At 54.4% G+C, this 15780-nt stretch carries 15 protein-coding genes and 1 pseudogene; 12 read left to right on the plus strand and 4 right to left on the minus strand.

The annotated features are described in order from the left end of the window. Both ACOZ4I_RS14375 and ACOZ4I_RS14380 read right to left on the minus strand, forming a co-directional pair. Entirely contained in the window at nt 1-774 is a 774-nt protein-coding gene (locus ACOZ4I_RS14375) for a 7-carboxy-7-deazaguanine synthase QueE (protein ID WP_424000704.1), read from the minus strand. Further along, nucleotides 774-1229, minus strand: a complete 456-nt coding sequence (locus tag ACOZ4I_RS14380) for a 6-pyruvoyl trahydropterin synthase family protein (RefSeq protein ID WP_424000706.1) — start codon at nt 1227-1229, stop codon at nt 774-776. Before ACOZ4I_RS14380 ends, ACOZ4I_RS14375 begins: the two co-directional genes overlap by 1 nt. A gap of 871 nt (nt 1230-2100) precedes the next feature. Between ACOZ4I_RS14380 and ACOZ4I_RS14385 the strand changes: the two genes are divergently transcribed. From ACOZ4I_RS14385 to ACOZ4I_RS14405, 5 genes are all read left to right on the plus strand, one after another. After that, nucleotides 2101-5004 carry a DUF6884 domain-containing protein gene (locus ACOZ4I_RS14385; protein ID WP_424000708.1) on the plus strand — a complete coding sequence of 968 codons (2904 nt, stop codon included), beginning with the start codon at nt 2101-2103 and terminating at the stop codon, nt 5002-5004. Between the two features lie 141 nt (nt 5005-5145). Continuing rightward, nucleotides 5146-6180, plus strand: a complete 1035-nt coding sequence (locus ACOZ4I_RS14390; protein ID WP_083870249.1) for a tRNA-guanine transglycosylase — start codon at nt 5146-5148, stop codon at nt 6178-6180. Next, complete coding sequence (locus tag ACOZ4I_RS14395) at nt 6177-7073, plus strand: hypothetical protein (protein ID WP_424000710.1); 897 nt, start codon at nt 6177-6179, stop codon at nt 7071-7073. Before ACOZ4I_RS14390 ends, ACOZ4I_RS14395 begins: the two co-directional genes overlap by 4 nt. After that, complete coding sequence (locus ACOZ4I_RS14400; RefSeq protein WP_424000712.1) at nt 7073-8230, plus strand: BREX system ATP-binding domain-containing protein; 1158 nt, start codon at nt 7073-7075, stop codon at nt 8228-8230. Before ACOZ4I_RS14395 ends, ACOZ4I_RS14400 begins: the two co-directional genes overlap by 1 nt. A gap of 249 nt (nt 8231-8479) precedes the next feature. Further along, nucleotides 8480-8863, plus strand: coding sequence for a DUF7344 domain-containing protein (locus ACOZ4I_RS14405; protein ID WP_049914304.1), 384 nt, complete (start codon nt 8480-8482; stop codon nt 8861-8863). Between the two features lie 28 nt (nt 8864-8891). On the opposite strand, the gene ACOZ4I_RS14410 is transcribed toward ACOZ4I_RS14405, so the two are convergent. Continuing rightward, on the minus strand, nt 8892-9347 hold the full coding sequence (locus ACOZ4I_RS14410; protein ID WP_424000714.1) for a hypothetical protein: 456 nt from the start codon (nt 9345-9347) through the stop codon (nt 8892-8894). A 1292-nt stretch (nt 9348-10639) separates the two neighbouring features. On the opposite strand from ACOZ4I_RS14410, the gene ACOZ4I_RS14415 reads away from it, so the two are divergent. The 7 genes and pseudogenes from ACOZ4I_RS14415 to ACOZ4I_RS14445 all read left to right on the plus strand — a co-directional run. Beyond that, nucleotides 10640-11011, plus strand: a complete 372-nt coding sequence (locus ACOZ4I_RS14415) for a hypothetical protein (RefSeq protein WP_424000716.1) — start codon at nt 10640-10642, stop codon at nt 11009-11011. After that, nucleotides 11011-11355 carry a hypothetical protein gene (locus ACOZ4I_RS14420; protein ID WP_424000718.1) on the plus strand — a complete coding sequence of 115 codons (345 nt, stop codon included), beginning with the start codon at nt 11011-11013 and terminating at the stop codon, nt 11353-11355. Before ACOZ4I_RS14415 ends, ACOZ4I_RS14420 begins: the two co-directional genes overlap by 1 nt. Nucleotides 11356-11392: 37 nt before the next feature. Beyond that, entirely contained in the window at nt 11393-11689 is a 297-nt protein-coding gene (locus tag ACOZ4I_RS14425; RefSeq protein ID WP_424000720.1) for a hypothetical protein, read from the plus strand. A gap of 69 nt (nt 11690-11758) precedes the next feature. Further along, on the plus strand, nt 11759-12991 hold the full coding sequence (locus tag ACOZ4I_RS14430; RefSeq protein WP_424000722.1) for an MBL fold metallo-hydrolase: 1233 nt from the start codon (nt 11759-11761) through the stop codon (nt 12989-12991). Nucleotides 12992-13021: 30 nt separating this feature from the next. Next, nucleotides 13022-13765 (plus strand): DUF429 domain-containing protein, encoded by a 744-nt coding sequence (locus tag ACOZ4I_RS14435; RefSeq protein ID WP_424000724.1) that lies wholly within the window; start codon nt 13022-13024, stop codon nt 13763-13765. 440 nt (nt 13766-14205) lie between these two features. After that, nucleotides 14206-14649, plus strand: coding sequence for a hypothetical protein (locus ACOZ4I_RS14440; RefSeq protein WP_424000726.1), 444 nt, complete (start codon nt 14206-14208; stop codon nt 14647-14649). A 363-nt stretch (nt 14650-15012) separates the two neighbouring features. Continuing rightward, nucleotides 15013-15360 (plus strand): annotated as a pseudogene (locus tag ACOZ4I_RS14445) (MBL fold metallo-hydrolase RNA specificity domain-containing protein); the annotation flags it as partial. A gap of 21 nt (nt 15361-15381) precedes the next feature. Here the strand turns inward: ACOZ4I_RS14445 and ACOZ4I_RS14450 are convergent. Beyond that, complete coding sequence (locus ACOZ4I_RS14450; RefSeq protein WP_424000728.1) at nt 15382-15585, minus strand: ribbon-helix-helix protein, CopG family; 204 nt, start codon at nt 15583-15585, stop codon at nt 15382-15384. Between the last annotated feature and the right edge of the window lie 195 nt (nt 15586-15780).

Below are 15780 nucleotides of genomic sequence, written 5' to 3' on the forward strand. Positions count from 1 at the left end.
TTATGTTTCGGGAGCGTCGTTCCACAAATCGACATGTAACCGCGGCGTGTACCGGTAGCCGTATTCCATTGCGAGGTCAGCAACCTCATTTCGTCTTGCGTCGAGTTCATCCCGGGTCGTCCCCTCCGGCATCAGTAGCACGTCAGAGTCTGGAATGCGACTTGCTGCTGTCGAGCGGATGTCGGCGAGGAGGGATTCAATCTCGGGCAAGTCGTCGGGACCAGTGACGACGAACTTGAGTTGAGTGTCGTAGTCGTCGACAAGCGCACCGAGTGCATCGAAGTCGGTGCGGCGGTCCTCGTGACGATCTGCCCACTCGCCGTCTCCCTTGGGGTCCTTCTCGGCAGTAGGTGTACTAGATGCGAGTTTCGGGCTAATGCTTGCTAGGTCGATCGGTGCGTCGCGATGGATGGTACCATTGGTTTCAACGGTGGTGTGGTAGCCGAGATCGTCGAGGCGCTCGAGGAGAGTGACCGCTTTGTCATGGATGAGCGGTTCACCACCAGTGAGGACGACGTGATCAGCGTCGCCGTGTGACTGGATCTCCTCGAGGATGTCGTCGATGCTCATGGTACCGTGGGTGGGCTCCCAGGAGGTGTGGTAAGAGTCACAGAACCAACATCGGAGATTACAGCCGCTCGTACGTACGAATACCGACGGGGTTCCTGTGAGTTTGCCTTCGCCCTGAAGCGAATAAAAGAGTTCGTTGATCGGCAGCGCTGCGCCGTCGACATCATCCGCTGTTTGATCGTCGGCAGTGGAACTGACGGGCATTAGTGAGTTCCCCCGGCACAGAGTTCCGATGTCTCTCGAACAGTCACCGAAACGTCCGAGACCGAGTCAGGGAGCGCCTCGGAGAGTTTCTGCTCTAGGAGGAGACTCATCACTTCTGCGGTCGGAGGGTGTTCGAGAACGATGAGTGAATCACTGTCTCCGCTTTTCTCGAAGGCCTCAATGAGAGGGTCCCCCTGTTCGAGAAGAAATCGGTGGTCCCATTCCGATATTACCCGTGTAATATTTCCTTTGTCAACGACCCAACCTTCCTCAGTAAGCGCCCCCGTTATCTCTACCGAAATTTCGTAGTTATGACCGTGCGGCCGACTACACTTGCCATCATGGTGAAGCAATCTATGGCCTGTGCTGATGCGAATCGGGTTGTCCTTTCCTACGACTAGCATCCGCTCATCGCACTCAGCGAGATTAGAGATCGATTCCGGGTCGGAGTGCATATTAAACAGGCTCTCGCAGTATTCACTAAGTATTATCGGTAGCATACTCCCAGATGGTCAAATCACTGGGAAATTTATATTGTAGTTGCCATATTAATACCAAAAGTGGCGGAAATCTCGTCAGTTAGGTACATAGAGACAATCCAACCGGATTGGGATGATCTTCCGCTAGCTTGCGAGTTGCTTGAGCTACGGCATCGTGAGCCGAGCGAGGATTTGAGGACCTTAGCTCTAAACAGAGGTGTCGTAGGGGCCAGAAAATTTCAGCACGTGACTCGACTTCTGCACCTACTCGAACTATTGGAAGGCGGTGAGCTGACTGACCGAGGTCGATGGCTGGCCGAAGCGTATGAACCCGCTATGCAGCAGAGTCGACCAAGAGCAACGCTAGGTATCGGGGTGAAGGATTCTCTCTCACGTCGTGAGCAGGCTCTCCTCTGGATGGTTATTTATCACGAACACCGTCTGCCAATGCTGGCGGTTCTCCACCAACTTTCTGTCGAGACCGTTCCCGTAACACAAGACTCACCGGCAGCACAGAGACTCGCAGAGCGAATCGATCATCTCTATCCCGGTGTCGATAGTGAGAGTTCCTGGGTGCCGCGTGCAAAAGTCCACTACAAGTGGCTAGTTCACTTGGGATTCGCGAAGATTCGCTCAAACAGTTACGTATTGACAAGTAATGGCGACAGTGTCCTTGAGCAAGTTGAGGCAGAGTTCCCAGACCATTGGGATTCTATACAGGTCCACACAGGCCCGACATTGTCGGACTTCGGTTAGAGAATGTCATTTACCAGCATACCTCTGAGGGAGGTACTTCAAACGGATTTATAGGATGCCCACCCATCGGTACTACTGGTGACTATCTAACGTGCGGTTCTACGTTCCCGAGTGGGACGACGCAGTCGACGCCCACTACGATTTTGAGCACGACGAACTCTCTACGCTGGACCGTCAAGAACGCGATTTGGATTACATATGGGACATTTTCGACCCGGAAACAACGCCAGTCGATGGGGTTCTCATCTCCCGGGAGCAGGTTGAAGAAACGGATCGTAAGGCCGAACGACTCGCAAAACACGGCGTCTACGACGACCCGGTTCTTTCTGTCCCAAATTGGCTGCCCACGATTAGTGACTGCGGGGCTTGGGGCTACAAATCACTCCCCTTCCCGCCGTACGGGAACCAAGATATGCTTGACTTCTACGAAACGCTGGACGTCACTGTCGGCGTCACCATCGACCATCTCGTCCTCGGGTCGGGCAAGGACAAGGGGCGACTCTACCTTGATGAACGAGCGTTCGACGAAGAACTCAGCAAAAGCGATGTCCCTGATGCCATCGCCGATGTCGTCGACGTAATGGTCGATGAATGGCCGGAAAAATGGCCCTCATACGTCGACGAGTATGAGCCGACGATTCGTACCGGTTCCGGCACAGATGTTGAGTCGTTTGTTGCAGAGGACTTCCAAGGAGATATTGACACAGTTCTAGGTCGTCTCGCAGAGGATCCACGTGCGGTCTATCGTAAACACGACGCCGAGTTCCGCTACGACCTGACGCTGCGGAACGCCCAAGAGATGTATGACCTCTACCAGCGTCGTGACTACCCGTTCCGACTGATGGTTGCCATTCAGGGCTGGAACCCCGCAACATACAGTAAGGCCGCTGAGGAGGTGCTTGATATTGGCTACGACTACCTCGGAATTGGGGGCGTTGCAGGTAGTCCAACTCACGACGTCCGTGGAATCGTTAAGAGGGTCGGAAAGACGATCAAGCAGTTCGAACGGGAACACAACACACGTATCGACTCACACGTCTTCGGCTTCGCGAAGACTGAGGCGTTCGAGACGATCGGTCGCTCGGGGATGACTAGTTTCGACAGCGCCAGTATGCTTCGTTCGGCGTGGACGGGTGGGCAGAACTATCGTCTTGATAACGGCGAACGCTACGATGCCATTCGAGTTCGCTATCCATCGAGCCGAGACGATCTCGACGAAGCTGTCGAGAAATCCCTACGCGGTCGTGAAACACTGGTGGCCCTCCGAGCATACGATGCAGGAGATTCGATTCGTGATGCTCTCGAGAGTTGGTACGAGCGGGCCGAGAAGGTACTACCAGCGACGAGAGAATACCTGCGGGAACACCGCCACGAGGACCAGTACGACGAGTCACTCCTACAGGACATAGAAAGGGCGTTCCGAGAGGATTTCGAGTATGGCCGTGAGCTTCAGGCAAGCTTCAGCGATAATCTACGTAGTAAGCTAGTCAAACTCCTGCGGAAAGATACCTCGGCTGCCCCAGTACCGTTCGAGGAATACGACAAACTGCTTAGCACGGCGGTAGACGTATTTGAGGCGTTCCCACACGCGAAGACCGTTTTGGACGAGCCGTATGTCGTCAGTGACTATGACCGAGTCTGGGCGATTGTCAGGGATTACGCTACTTGGATCGGTGACGACGACCTGCTCCAAGAGTATCAAGACACCCTTCGAAGTCGTCCCTGGGAGAAATGTGACTGTCCGATCTGTAGAGAGCACGGTATCGAGGTTTGCATCTTCCGGGGGAACGATCGGAATAGGAGACGAGGGTTCCACAACACACGACGCTTCTACGATGAATTCGAAGAAGACCTTCCGAAGATCCTCGTCGCGACCCAGGGTGATGCGGCCCTCAGTGGCTACGAAACTGTTGAAGACTATCTGCGCGACAAACACCCCTCATTCTGGACCCAGACACACGACCTTCCGGTCGCAGAGATTGGTGTACTAGATGCGAACGGCGTGAGTGAGTGGTGGGAAGAAACCCCGTCGCTCGTCTCGTTCGCCCCAGATCGTATGGCAGCAAACGTCGGCGAACAAGCAGCGAGGTACCAACACCTCTTCGTACACACACTGGACGGCGAACTTGACGAAGACGCCGTAGCGGCTGCTCGTGAAAACGGTTGCAAGGTTCACACCAATAGCAACCCCCGAGAGTTGCGGGATCAAATACTCGAGGTCTGCGGGCAGAACTATGCCGCCAGTGACGACTTCGTGCCTCATCCACCTGAGATCGATACCAAGAACGGATTGAACATCCTTGTCATCGACCAATGTTCAGGATCGAAGGAGATACCAGACGACGCACCCATCTTCGGTGAAGAGGAAACTCTTCAGTTCTCTCGCGAAGACCTCCTCGCTCGTGATAATGTGCCAGGTATCGCGGCACGCGACCTGTACACTGGACGCCAGCAAAACCACGTCAAGAATGCAGTTAGATGGCTCATGCGACAAGGCCACGACATCGACCGCTACTTCGTGAGTGCAGGATTTGGCCTTGTCGCAGAAGACGAGTATCTCCCACCCTACGAGGTAACGTTCAGTTCGATGAACGTTAGCGATATTAGAGAGCGATCTGCGAAACTCGACATTCAAAAAGACCTACGACGCCTCCTCCAAGAGGCCGACTACGATGTCGTCTTCTTTACCCTCGGGAAGGACTACTACACCAGTATCGACATCGACGAAATGGTTCAGGAAGTGCGTTCCGACCGGATTGGTGTGGTGTTCAACCGTGAACTTGTCGAAGACCAGTTTGACAATATCGAATCCATCCCCGCCCGGACAGAAGACGCAAAAGAACATGGCACGATCGTTGTCGGACTCAAGGGACACTATATGAAGAACTTCGCTCGATACATCGACAGCGTCGATACTCTTCGCCCGGAAACTATCGAAGAACTATGTCGACGAGTAGAGGAAGTACCACCACAAGCGGAATTCGAGTCTGAGTGATCTTCCACTACCAGATGGAATCATCCGTGTTCTTTCGATCCTAAGAATTGTTCTCCTGTTCCGAGGATATGTTTCAGATGAGTGATTAGATCATATCGCCCCATTCACTAAATAAGAGGACAGCCTATCCGAGCGGGAGGCATGTTGTATCGACGCCGGAAACTCGACCTCCCCCGAGGGGAACTAGACACCCCTGTTCTCTTTCCCGTCCGAAACATCGGGAAGCGGTCGAGTGACAATACACCGACGTACGTCGGCACGATTCCAGAGTTCTCGGCAGCGATGATCAACGCGAGGTCAATCCGCAACCGAGACCCAATGTGGCAGAGAATATCGAATGGTGTAACGTTACGAGAGGAAATGGACGTCCCCGAGGACACTATCGTTTTTGCGGACAGTGGTGGGTTCGATTTCGCCAACGAAGAAGTGGACACTACCCCAGTAAAAACGCTTGAGACCCAGAGTCAATTGGACGCGGACATCCTCGGTACAGTCGACATTCCTCTCTCAAAGGACAACCGGGCAGCAGAAAATCAACGACGAATCGACCAAAGCATCGAGTACGCACTCAAAGCGAGCGACCACCACGATGGAGATGGACTTCTCTTCGCGAGTGTCCACGGTTACGATCCAGAGACGATTCGGAATAACATACAATACCTGGAGAAGAACGGCGAATTCGATGGGTATGCCCTCGGAAGTATGGTTCCGATACGAACCGATTATAAAAAAGTAACAAAACTTATACTATCTGCACGAAACGCGACAGACAAGCACCTGCACGTGTACGGGCTCGGGGGTCTCGTCTATCAACCACTTCTGCTCTACTTGGGGGTCGACAGTTTCGACTCTTCGGCCTTCATCCGCAGTGCAGGCAACCGGAACTACTTGATTCCGGGCTTTGGTGGGGAAGAACTGCGGAATATTGAGGAATTAGACAGGCTCCCCTGTCCCTGCCCAGTGTGTGGACAAAGGGAACTTGACGAGATTCGTGAAGACCGAACTGCCCTGACCCAGCATAACCTCTGGGCACTTGCGACCGAACTGCGTCGCTTCCGGTATGTCGCCGAATCTGGTCGAGACATCGAGGAGTATCTCGACTTGCGCTTCAGTGGGAACGAGGTTACCAAGCGCGCATACGAAACCGCCAAGCAACAGGTGCGGAGGCTCACATGAGCGACGAGAGGCCGACTGTAAGGCCAGTCACTCTCAGCCGGATGGCTGAACTGACCCACGCCTGTGAAGGAGTTAGCAGGTCCACTGAGGATCTCGAAGACGAATTGGACGTCAGTCACCGCCGTGCGCGTGAAACGATCCTCGAAGCGAAGCGCATCTCCTTGCTCGAGGAAGATAACTCTGGCGAGGAACCAGTCTACACGACGACTGATGTTGGTTTGTCGTTCCTCAGTGCGATTCGTGACGAAGATTGGCATCAAGTGAGCACAATCCTCGAGACACGAAGCCCACATTACGGAACCTTCATCGAGGTTCTCGGAGACCTCGAAAACGCTGGTTTAGACACACTCCTGGCTCAGTTAGAAGAGGCTCGAGAATTCAGCCCATATTCGTATAACCAAACGAGTGTGGAGGTGCTCGGTGATTGGGCTGAGCGGCTGGTTCGGGTCCAACGAAACGCGTTCACGGGAAACTACTACTTGACAGATCAGGCGGCGATACCCACTAACTTCCACTACCTGCTCTTGGGCGTGTACGACGACCTCGAAGAAAGAGCGGGCGTCGACCTGCGCCAGCGCTACCTGTCGATTCCACGTCTCCGCGAGGAGACTTGTGAACGACTCGGCTGCACTCGTGATGATTTCAACCAAGCGCTGCTCGATCTCTGCCAACAGAATGTCGGTAAACTCGAGCTATCGGGGGCACCGATGGATACGGCTGCAAAGGATGCCGCCCTCGGTATCAAGCGTATTGCGCTCTCCGAAGAGGACGGTTTAGTTAGCACTTCGCAGTCCACTCAGCAGGTCATGGCCGGTGTCGAACAGTACGGTAAGAAATACTACTACCTCGCGGTGCACGACCGCGACATCGAATACACACAGGAGGCTACATAATGTCCGACGCATTCACGATCACCGACGAGCAGCAAGACTACTCACAGTACGACTTGAACGCGAACCCCTTTCCGTACAGTCCAGTACCTTCCGAAGATCCCGAGATATACTGTGGCCAGCAGCACGTCTCGGATAAGATTAGCTCGACAGTCTCGTCGATGCTCTCTACCGGCAAGTCCAAGCACCTGGTAGTCACGGGGAAGTACGGCAACGGAAAGTCACACACGCTCAAGTATACCCGTTCACTCCTCCGCGACCGCGATGACGTCGTCGTAGGATACGTTGCCCAGCCTGGCGAAGGATTTCTCGACATCTACCACGAATTCATCTACGATCTGGGCTTCAACCGACTCCAAGAGCTCGCGTACGAGTTCCTTGCATCGGTGGCGAGAGATGTCACCGAGGCGAACCCTATCGGTGCTAGTGCGATGGAGTCGCTGATAGACGACGGCGACGTGCTGCTCTCGGAAATTGTCCCCGAGGCAATTCGCCGCCTCAGCGATGTGACGAAGTTCGCCGACTTTGCGCGTGCCATCATCCACATGGTGTACGAAGACACGAATCTCTACGCATGGCAGTGGCTCACCGCAGAAGGGATTCGATACGAACAGCGCAAGGAGATGGAAATTCACAGCGCACTCGACGACGACACGATGGGTGTTCGGGCCTTCACTGCACTCAAAAATATGCTGCTCGAACTCGGCTATACCGGTATTTTCGTCTTCGTCGACGAGTTCGAGAGCATCGCAAGGCTCTCTCCCAAGGACGAGCAGGCGACGCTCAACAGCATCCGACACCTGATGGACCAGAACAGTTCGGGCCTCTGCATGCTGTTCGGCTGTGCTCCCGAAGTCTGGCAGGATGTCATGAGCGAGTATCACGCGTTCTCTGAGCGCATCGGCGAGGAAGTGGCTCTGAAGCCTCTCACGAACGACCATCTGAACGATCTTGTGTCGAACTACCTCAGACGAGAGCGTAACGGATCGAACGAGGGTTCTTCGATAGCCCCGTTTACTGATGAAGGGTTGGACGAGATTCTACAACGTTCGCAGGGTAATGTCCGCCAAGCACTCGCTATCTGTAGCCGAGTGTTAGATGCTGCTGTTGAGGAGAACCAAGAGATGGTCACTCCCGAGTTCGTTCAAGAGTCGATGTGAATGAAAACGCCGAGGACTGAGCGAACATCCAACTAGTTATGGGGTTTCTTCCCCTCAAAACTACTCGACCGCGTCGAGTACAGGGCCGCCTCGAAAGAGGCGATACACCCACGGGCCTAGCGTGGGTGCTCTGACCTCGATGCGGTCAGACCAACCCGACCGCATGATCCGATACGTTCCCACGCGTTCTGAATCCTACGCTCGCTGGACGCATCGTAATCAGAAGACAACCAGAGAGGAGGACCCTCGATGACGTCTGATGATGAAGACGAACAACACGGCACCAAGCCGTTTAGAGAGGGGCGCCAACATTTCGACGATAGTGCTGTGGTGATCTCGGAGAGGGCCAAATTGTGGACTAACCCTCGTCGCCAGCACGTCGTACTGCAAGTATTAGCTGCTCCGAACAGGGAGATGTCGCTCAAAGCCCTTGCGCAGAATATTCGAGACCATATCGATGAATTCTCGGATCAAGATCCGGATTACGACGACGTTCGACAGACGCTGCGCCGACGTCATCTTCCCCGCCTCGCGAAACACGATGTCGTCAGGTTCGAGGACAATACGATCTGTCCCGGTCCAGAGTTCGGGGCAGCAGTAGAGCAGTTAGTTCGCAACGATCCCCGGATCTAACGACAGCGCAGGACACCAAACGCAGTCACTAGACATCCAGTCCGTCCAGCGCTAACGATCGAGCTTGTTTTTCAGCACCGCAGGCGTGGGCGATGTCTTCCAGTGTCGCATCGGAAGGTAGGCATGATGGGGGAATCCAAGCGGCGAACCCGCGAACACCCTCAAGAGTCTCGTCGATCTGGACCCTACCTTCTGACCCAGGCCCACGCCAGCGAAGATTCGCATGGTTCAGGTGTTCAAGAGCGAGGATTATACCCGGTAGGATGTGATTGCATATTCTCTCCCCATTACTCAATTCCATATCTTCTGCGACTGCTATTTCGCCCGGTACGTTCTCAGCGATTGCCTCTGCGACGTGTTCAACTTTTCCGAAATCTGCGGCTCCGAGGGTCTCGTACACCCCTATCGCTTTCGGAGTTAACGTATCTACTCGATTGAGCCTCTGCAACTCGTCCAGTTCGACCCTATCTTCTGGAACGAACACCACGATACCCGGTTTGTGCGCGTGTTTACGGCCGAAAGACACCCGACCGAGAGACCTCGCAGTCATGATTGCCGACGGTACATGTGCTCGCGAGAGATATTGAGCGGCGGGCTGACGCAGGTGTGCTGGGTGGGCATCACCCCTTGCAACTCGCTCAGCCGCAGATTCCAGCCTGTTGAGGACCTTTCTATCGACTTGATTTGCGTGACTCATCTGTTCTACCATGATGTCACTTATCGTCCGGTAAAAACCTGAGCACCCCCTCAGCCAACGTCTGAAAAGCCTCAATCGGTCTTGCATGGCAGGGTTCTCGAGACGGCTTAAACGGATTTGTATTTGTACGGACGTGAATATATGCTTCAGTTGAATCAGACACTCCCAAGCTATGATAGAATACTGATAAAGTTGCGGTCGTAGGTCATCTGAGAATGAGCCATCTGGCGTCTGAACACCACCACCACCACGAACCTTGAGCTCTGGTACTGCCTTAATGGCGTGAGACCCGGGTAACTTGTGGACTCTATCCCACCCTCACGCCGGGTGGTACCTGTGGTACCGCTCTTCTAAGAACAGGAAACTGTGGTAACAGGCTATAGAAAGCGTGAGAGGATTTTCCCTATTTGTCCGGGATCAATCTCAAAGATTCTAAGCGACGAATGGGTCCTAAGACAGTATATTTGAATTCTTTTCTTCTTATTCGAGTTGGATATTCCATCCGCCAGTTAGTATACCTTCTCGGGATGATATTTTTGTGTGCAACTTGCCCACACTAGGTTGAAAACCGACAGACAGAGTCTTGATTCCCAAATAAGAATGGTGATATGACTTATTCTCGTATGAAATAGTAATATAGACTGAAGGTCTGCCCGTATTTTCCATCAGCTACGTTATTGTTTTGCACACAATCTGCACACAGGGATAACAAAATCGGGAGACTAGGCCCGTCCCAAATTATAAAAAATGGAACTTGTATACCATAATAGAACAAATAATAGATTTTTATCATTTCCAATCCAGTGGAGGGGATCTCGATAGGAAACACTGGAGACATACATGATCTCTATTTTACTATTTTGTAGCTCAACAGTGAGTAAGCACGTCTCTCAGAGTCTTGTTCGAAGGTGATCGAGTTCTGTTGACGCCACCAGATTTCGGAACGGCGTTATTGTATCGTTGCGAGGTATAGGATCGGTATGCAGTCGATTGGGGACTGTGGGCGCCGCTGTTAATTCCATTTCACCTACTAACAGTAGTAGAGGATCGATTTCGATACTCCACTACAATCACTGACAATGACACAGGTAACGCAATCACCAACCCCCGACGGGCGACAGTACGATTATCCAAAGGCGAAGATATACTCCGTCTTGGGCGATACCGAACACCGGATCATCCTACGAGTTCTTGCGGATGCCGATGAGCCGCTATCGCTCGAGGAACTCACTCGTGCGACACTCCTTGACGAGGAATTTGACCGGGAAATCAGTGCATCGGTGCTGAGGGGGCTGATGTTGGATATTTTCCTACCCGTTTTAAAGTCTGCCGACGTTATCGAGGCCGACACAGGTTACAACAAGATCGGACCAGGGGCCCATCTCGAAGCGTACCTTGAGATAGCTACAGCTGTCGACGAACTCTACGACAGGCACTTCGGAGGTCGCTGATGCTTGCGACGCCTGTCGGACTCTACGAGTTGTCGGATGTCCACCTTGATGTGGACGAGTTCGGAATCAACATCGACGATCCGGTCGTTCTAATCGGGACACGATCTACCGGTGCAACCCGACGCAAGCGAGGGACAAAGACGGTAGTCGAACTCGGCCCCGTCCGCTATCCTGCATCGATCTTTCAAGAGGATGGCTGTGATGCCCTCGACAACTCAAACGATATGTTATATGGTTCTGTCGTGGTATCAGAGGACGACCTCTCAGACGATGCGGTCTCCGCTCTCCGAGAGAGTGGTGGTTCAGTGTTTTCTGATGTCACTGATCCAAATGCGCTCTACTGACTTCAGACCAGATTTTCAATCGTGAGCGTCCGTCAACATGGGAATTAAAGAATTCGTTTCCACCATCGATGGCATATTCGACCGATTCGAGGTCGCAAACAGCCCCCTTTTCGATCGGGAACGACCGCTGGACGAACTGTTTGACGATCCGGTTGTAGTCATTCGCTGGTCCGCCGGGTCCAGAGAAGAGATACCGGACATCTCTCCCGTTCTAAAGCTTGCTGACAGAGAAGACATGGTACTCGTGGATCGGACCCTCGAATTCCCCGTGGACGAAACCTCAAGCGAAACGCCACAACTGAGTGAGCGCTTGAAGTTCGAACATCGCTTGTGATTGAGGTAGATCGAGCAGTTGTCACTGCGAACCGACGAAGAAAAGCGTTCGGTCAGCGTAACTCCGGTAATGGATATTCAGTTTCTCGGAGGTGCTCGCGAGGTCGGCCGAAGTGCCCTTCTCGTGGACAATTCTCTTTTACTTGATTTCGGGATGCTGACGGACAATCCCCCTCAGTTTCCGGTAGAAACACCGAAACCAGATGCAGTCGTTGTTTCACACGGGCACCTCGACCACGTCGGTACGATACCGTCTCTGCTTTCCGGTGACTCACGGCCACCGATTCATTGGACGCCACCGACGTACGAGTTGGCGCTGACTCTCGCACGGGATACACTCAAACTGCACGGAGGATCCTACAACTGCCCCTTCACCGAAACCGACCTCAAACGTGTTACACAGGTCTCGAGAACGCACGGGTACCAGGAAAGCTTCGAAGATGCCGGCTACGACGTGACGTTCTACAATGCAGGACACATTCCCGGAAGCGCTCACGTGCTCGTCGACGACGGAGAAACACGACTTCTCTACACCGGAGATTTCCACACTGACGATCAGCGTCTGGTCTCGGGAACCACCGCACGACCTGACGCCGACGTTGTCATCTGCGAGAGTACCTACTCCGACGTCGAGCACGAAAATCGAACCGAGGTTGAGAAACGATTCGCCGAGAGCGTTAAGACAACGCTCTGGGAGGGAGGGACGGTCGTCGTTCCTGCATTTGCGATCGGACGAACGCAAGAGATGATGCTCATCTGTGACGCCTACGACATTCCCTGTTACGTCGACGGAATGGGAAAGCAAGTAACAGAGATGCTCCAGCAGTATCCCGAGTTCGTTCGGGATGAAGACGCGTTTCGACGAGCAAAATCTCACGCCCGGTTCGTCACCGGGCGGAACGGCCAGCGGAAGCGAATTACAGACCAGAAAGCAGCGATCATCACTACCAGTGGAATGCTGTCTGGTGGCCCCGCTATGACCTATATCCCTGAAATTCGGTCGAACCCGACGAACAAGGTCACGATGACGGGCTATCAAGTTGAGGGGACGCCGGGGCGAGACCTCGTAGAGACAGGTAGCGCTGAGATTGACGGGCGCGTAATGCCGGTCAGCGCCAAGGTAGAGCAGTATGACTTTTCAGCACACGCTGACCGCAATGGACTCTTTGAGTTTCTCGACCCGTACGAAGATTCACCCATCCTGATAAACCACGGTGACCGTTGCGAGCGCTTTGCTACTGAACTTCAGGAGGCCGGCTTTGAGGCAACTGCGCCTGAAGTCGGCTCTGTGGAGACCATTTGAGTAATCAACCTAGACGAGAATCCGACTTGTATGGGTACCTTCGTCGGTGTGGACTGGGGTGGGAAAAGATGGGTTACTGTCGAGGAACATGATGGGACACTCAGTTTTGCGACTGAACCGTCTTTTCAGGCAGTGTGCGACAGACATGACGACGCTGACCTACTCCTCATAGACATCCCAATTGGACTTCCCGGTGACTCGAATATGAGTCCCAGGGACTGTGACGAAGCAGCCCGCGAACTCGTTCACCCGTCTCGGAAAGCATCGGTTTTCGATGTGCCAGCACGCCAAGCAGTACAAGCTGCGACCTACGAGAGCGCCCGTGAGAAGAATCTCAAAGTCGTAGGTGAGGATATTGGCCCACAGACGTGGGGTATCATGGAGCGGATTCACGAAGTTGACCTCTTCATGCGCGAATCAACACCAGAAGTCTCCGTTCGAGAGAGCCATCCAGAGGTCTGCTTCGCTACTCTCTCAAAATCTGAGTCGGTCATGTCCGACAAGAGCGATGCCGAGGGCATGGAGAGACGGTTATCGATCTTAGAAACCGTGTCTCCCTCGTATCGGAATGCCTTCGAAGGACTGGAGGAGGAGATCAGGTCGAAGGCTGCTTGGAAGCGACGAATCGGTGTGGGAATGCTCGATGATGTTGTCGATGCACTCTCGCTTGTCGCTGCTGCACGTCTGTGTTCTGAACGCGGATTTGAGGTCCTAGGCGGTCAAACTGATAGTGAAGGCTTGCCGATGGAAATCGTCTATCCGGACCATGAGTAAAGGCTTCAGTCGTAGAGAGCGGCAGCAATCAGAGTAGCTGGCTCTGTTGAAACCCTCTGGGCTCGACAGGAGTGGCGTGCTGAATAGAGAGCGTGTATTCATCAGATTTCGAAATCTATGATGATCGCGACGTGTTCGAGCCATTCCCGTTCTAGGAGCAGGAGTTCGACGGGATCGGCGAGTAGATGCAGCGGTTGACCGAGGAGGCCGATAAGGCCGGACAGCAGCGGAACACCGTGGATAGTGGGCGATAGTCGTCGGTCGGCGAATACACCGATGCCGGCGTCGAGCGGGCTGAGAGCGGGACGAGGCAGACGGAGTGGGACGACGCCATCGTAGCGATCATCTCAGAGATAATCTCGTCTATCCTGAGAATATCTAGATAATCTCTAGAAAAGGGTTAAGACGATAGTGTTCCAAAGACAATATAGATCATCTCCATGAAGACCGAGATAACGATCACGATAGAGGAAGACGATGAGGTTCCGGTCGCGGTCCGGGAGTTTGTTGGAGAACAGCTGCATGGCGATGGTGCGGCCCTCGAAGACCAGGACGAATCAGAGGAGGAACCCGCCGACGAGGAGTTGGAGACCCAATCCTACGAGGAAGTGCTGGACGACCTTCCGTCCGACGAGCACCGGTACGTGTTCCGCGCCCTGGTGCAGAACCGGGGGCGAGCGCGACGGGTGATCCACCGGGCGGCGAACCAGTTCGAGGACTCTCCGTTCAATGAATTTGATCCGGACAATCCAGGATCCGAGCGCGGCCGGGTCGGCCAGATCCTGTGGGAACTCGAGCGGCTCGACTACGCATACCACGACGGGAACAAGTGGTTCCCCGAATCGGAGGAGTTCACCAAGTCGGCGCTCGAGGCGGACTGGTAAGAGTGGGTTGGGAGAGAGCTCGCTTCCGCGGATAGGTCCGTACGCTAATCAACCGGTGTAGAATGCCGGTGAAATAGTAAGTATACTCGGTACGTTACCGAGCGAACAGTGAGTAACGAATACGGGGTGGATACCCCTGACGGACCACGCAAGTTCGTCGCTGACACGAATGCCGCCGAGGAGACACGGACATATAGCCACACCATACGCAACTGAGACCTCGTCAGTTACCGACTCGGCATCGTTGAGGAGGGACTCGACAACTACGCAAGATACTGTCGCGACTCTCGAACGTAACCGGCGAATCGGGTAACAGGGTGGGATCACGATCGCCGGTAGACTACTTGTACATCTTCGTTTCCGATGCTCTCGGGCGGTCCGGCGATGACGTACATCCCCGCGATCCGCGCGAACCCGACGAACAAGATCACGATGACGGGCTATCAGGTCGAGGGGACGCCGGGGCGGGACCTGCTGGAGACGGGCAGCGCCGAGATCGACGGTCGGATCATGCCCGTCAGCGCGCAGGTCGAACAGTACGATTTCTCGGCACACGCCGACCGTGACGGGCTGTTCGAATTCCTCGACAGCTACCGAGACGTGCCGATCCTGGTCGCCCACGGCGACCGCTGTGACGCGTTCGCGTCGACCCTCCGAGAAGACGGCTACGACGCGGACGCGCCCGAGCTCGGCGAGACGGTCAGCGTGTAGGTCGAATCGGCAGCGGGCCGCTCACGCCGACTCGTCGCCAGCGTCCGCGCTCTCGTCCGCGGCCTCGGCCGCGGCTCGCTCTTTCAGCCACTCGTCGAGCAGGTCGCGGATCGCCGCGTCGCGGTTGTCGCGGTGGTCGGCGAACGCCTTCTCGTCGATCGCTTCGAGCAACTCCTCGTCTAGTTCGACATCGACCGATTCGAGGTCGAGAAACGCTTCGTCCATTGAATAGCGGGGAGTATGGCGCCCAGCGAAATATATCCTCGTCAGACACCCGTCGGTCGGTCGCGTGACGCAGGCCCCGAAAGGCGACGACACGGGGGCGTGGTGCCGCATCCGGCCGGTGCGCGCCGTGCCTTCATTACGCACCCGTGAGTACCACCGGGTAGCAATGGTCTCGCTACGGTCTCTCATCGGACG

The sequence above is a fragment of the Haloarcula salina genome (genome assembly GCF_049603855.1).
Taxonomy (GTDB): Archaea; Halobacteriota; Halobacteria; order Halobacteriales; family Haloarculaceae; genus Haloarcula; species Haloarcula salina_A.

Coding starts and splice junctions, on each gene's coding strand:
- ACOZ4I_RS14395 (WP_424000710.1), top strand. CDS start 6,177: ATGAGCGACGAGAGGCCGACTGTAAGGCCAGTCACTCTCAGCCGGATG.
- ACOZ4I_RS14380 (WP_424000706.1), bottom strand. CDS start 1,229: ATGCACTCCGACCCGGAATCGATCTCTAATCTCGCTGAGTGCGATGAG.
- ACOZ4I_RS14400 (WP_424000712.1), top strand. CDS start 7,073: ATGTCCGACGCATTCACGATCACCGACGAGCAGCAAGACTACTCACAG.
- ACOZ4I_RS14415 (WP_424000716.1), top strand. CDS start 10,640: ATGACACAGGTAACGCAATCACCAACCCCCGACGGGCGACAGTACGAT.
- ACOZ4I_RS14390 (WP_083870249.1), top strand. CDS start 5,146: ATGTTGTATCGACGCCGGAAACTCGACCTCCCCCGAGGGGAACTAGAC.
- ACOZ4I_RS14430 (WP_424000722.1), top strand. CDS start 11,759: ATGGATATTCAGTTTCTCGGAGGTGCTCGCGAGGTCGGCCGAAGTGCC.
- ACOZ4I_RS14450 (WP_424000728.1), bottom strand. CDS start 15,585: ATGGACGAAGCGTTTCTCGACCTCGAATCGGTCGATGTCGAACTAGAC.
- ACOZ4I_RS14375 (WP_424000704.1), bottom strand. CDS start 774: ATGCCCGTCAGTTCCACTGCCGACGATCAAACAGCGGATGATGTCGAC.
- ACOZ4I_RS14440 (WP_424000726.1), top strand. CDS start 14,206: ATGAAGACCGAGATAACGATCACGATAGAGGAAGACGATGAGGTTCCG.
- ACOZ4I_RS14405 (WP_049914304.1), top strand. CDS start 8,480: ATGACGTCTGATGATGAAGACGAACAACACGGCACCAAGCCGTTTAGA.
- ACOZ4I_RS14425 (WP_424000720.1), top strand. CDS start 11,393: ATGGGAATTAAAGAATTCGTTTCCACCATCGATGGCATATTCGACCGA.
- ACOZ4I_RS14435 (WP_424000724.1), top strand. CDS start 13,022: ATGGGTACCTTCGTCGGTGTGGACTGGGGTGGGAAAAGATGGGTTACT.
- ACOZ4I_RS14420 (WP_424000718.1), top strand. CDS start 11,011: ATGCTTGCGACGCCTGTCGGACTCTACGAGTTGTCGGATGTCCACCTT.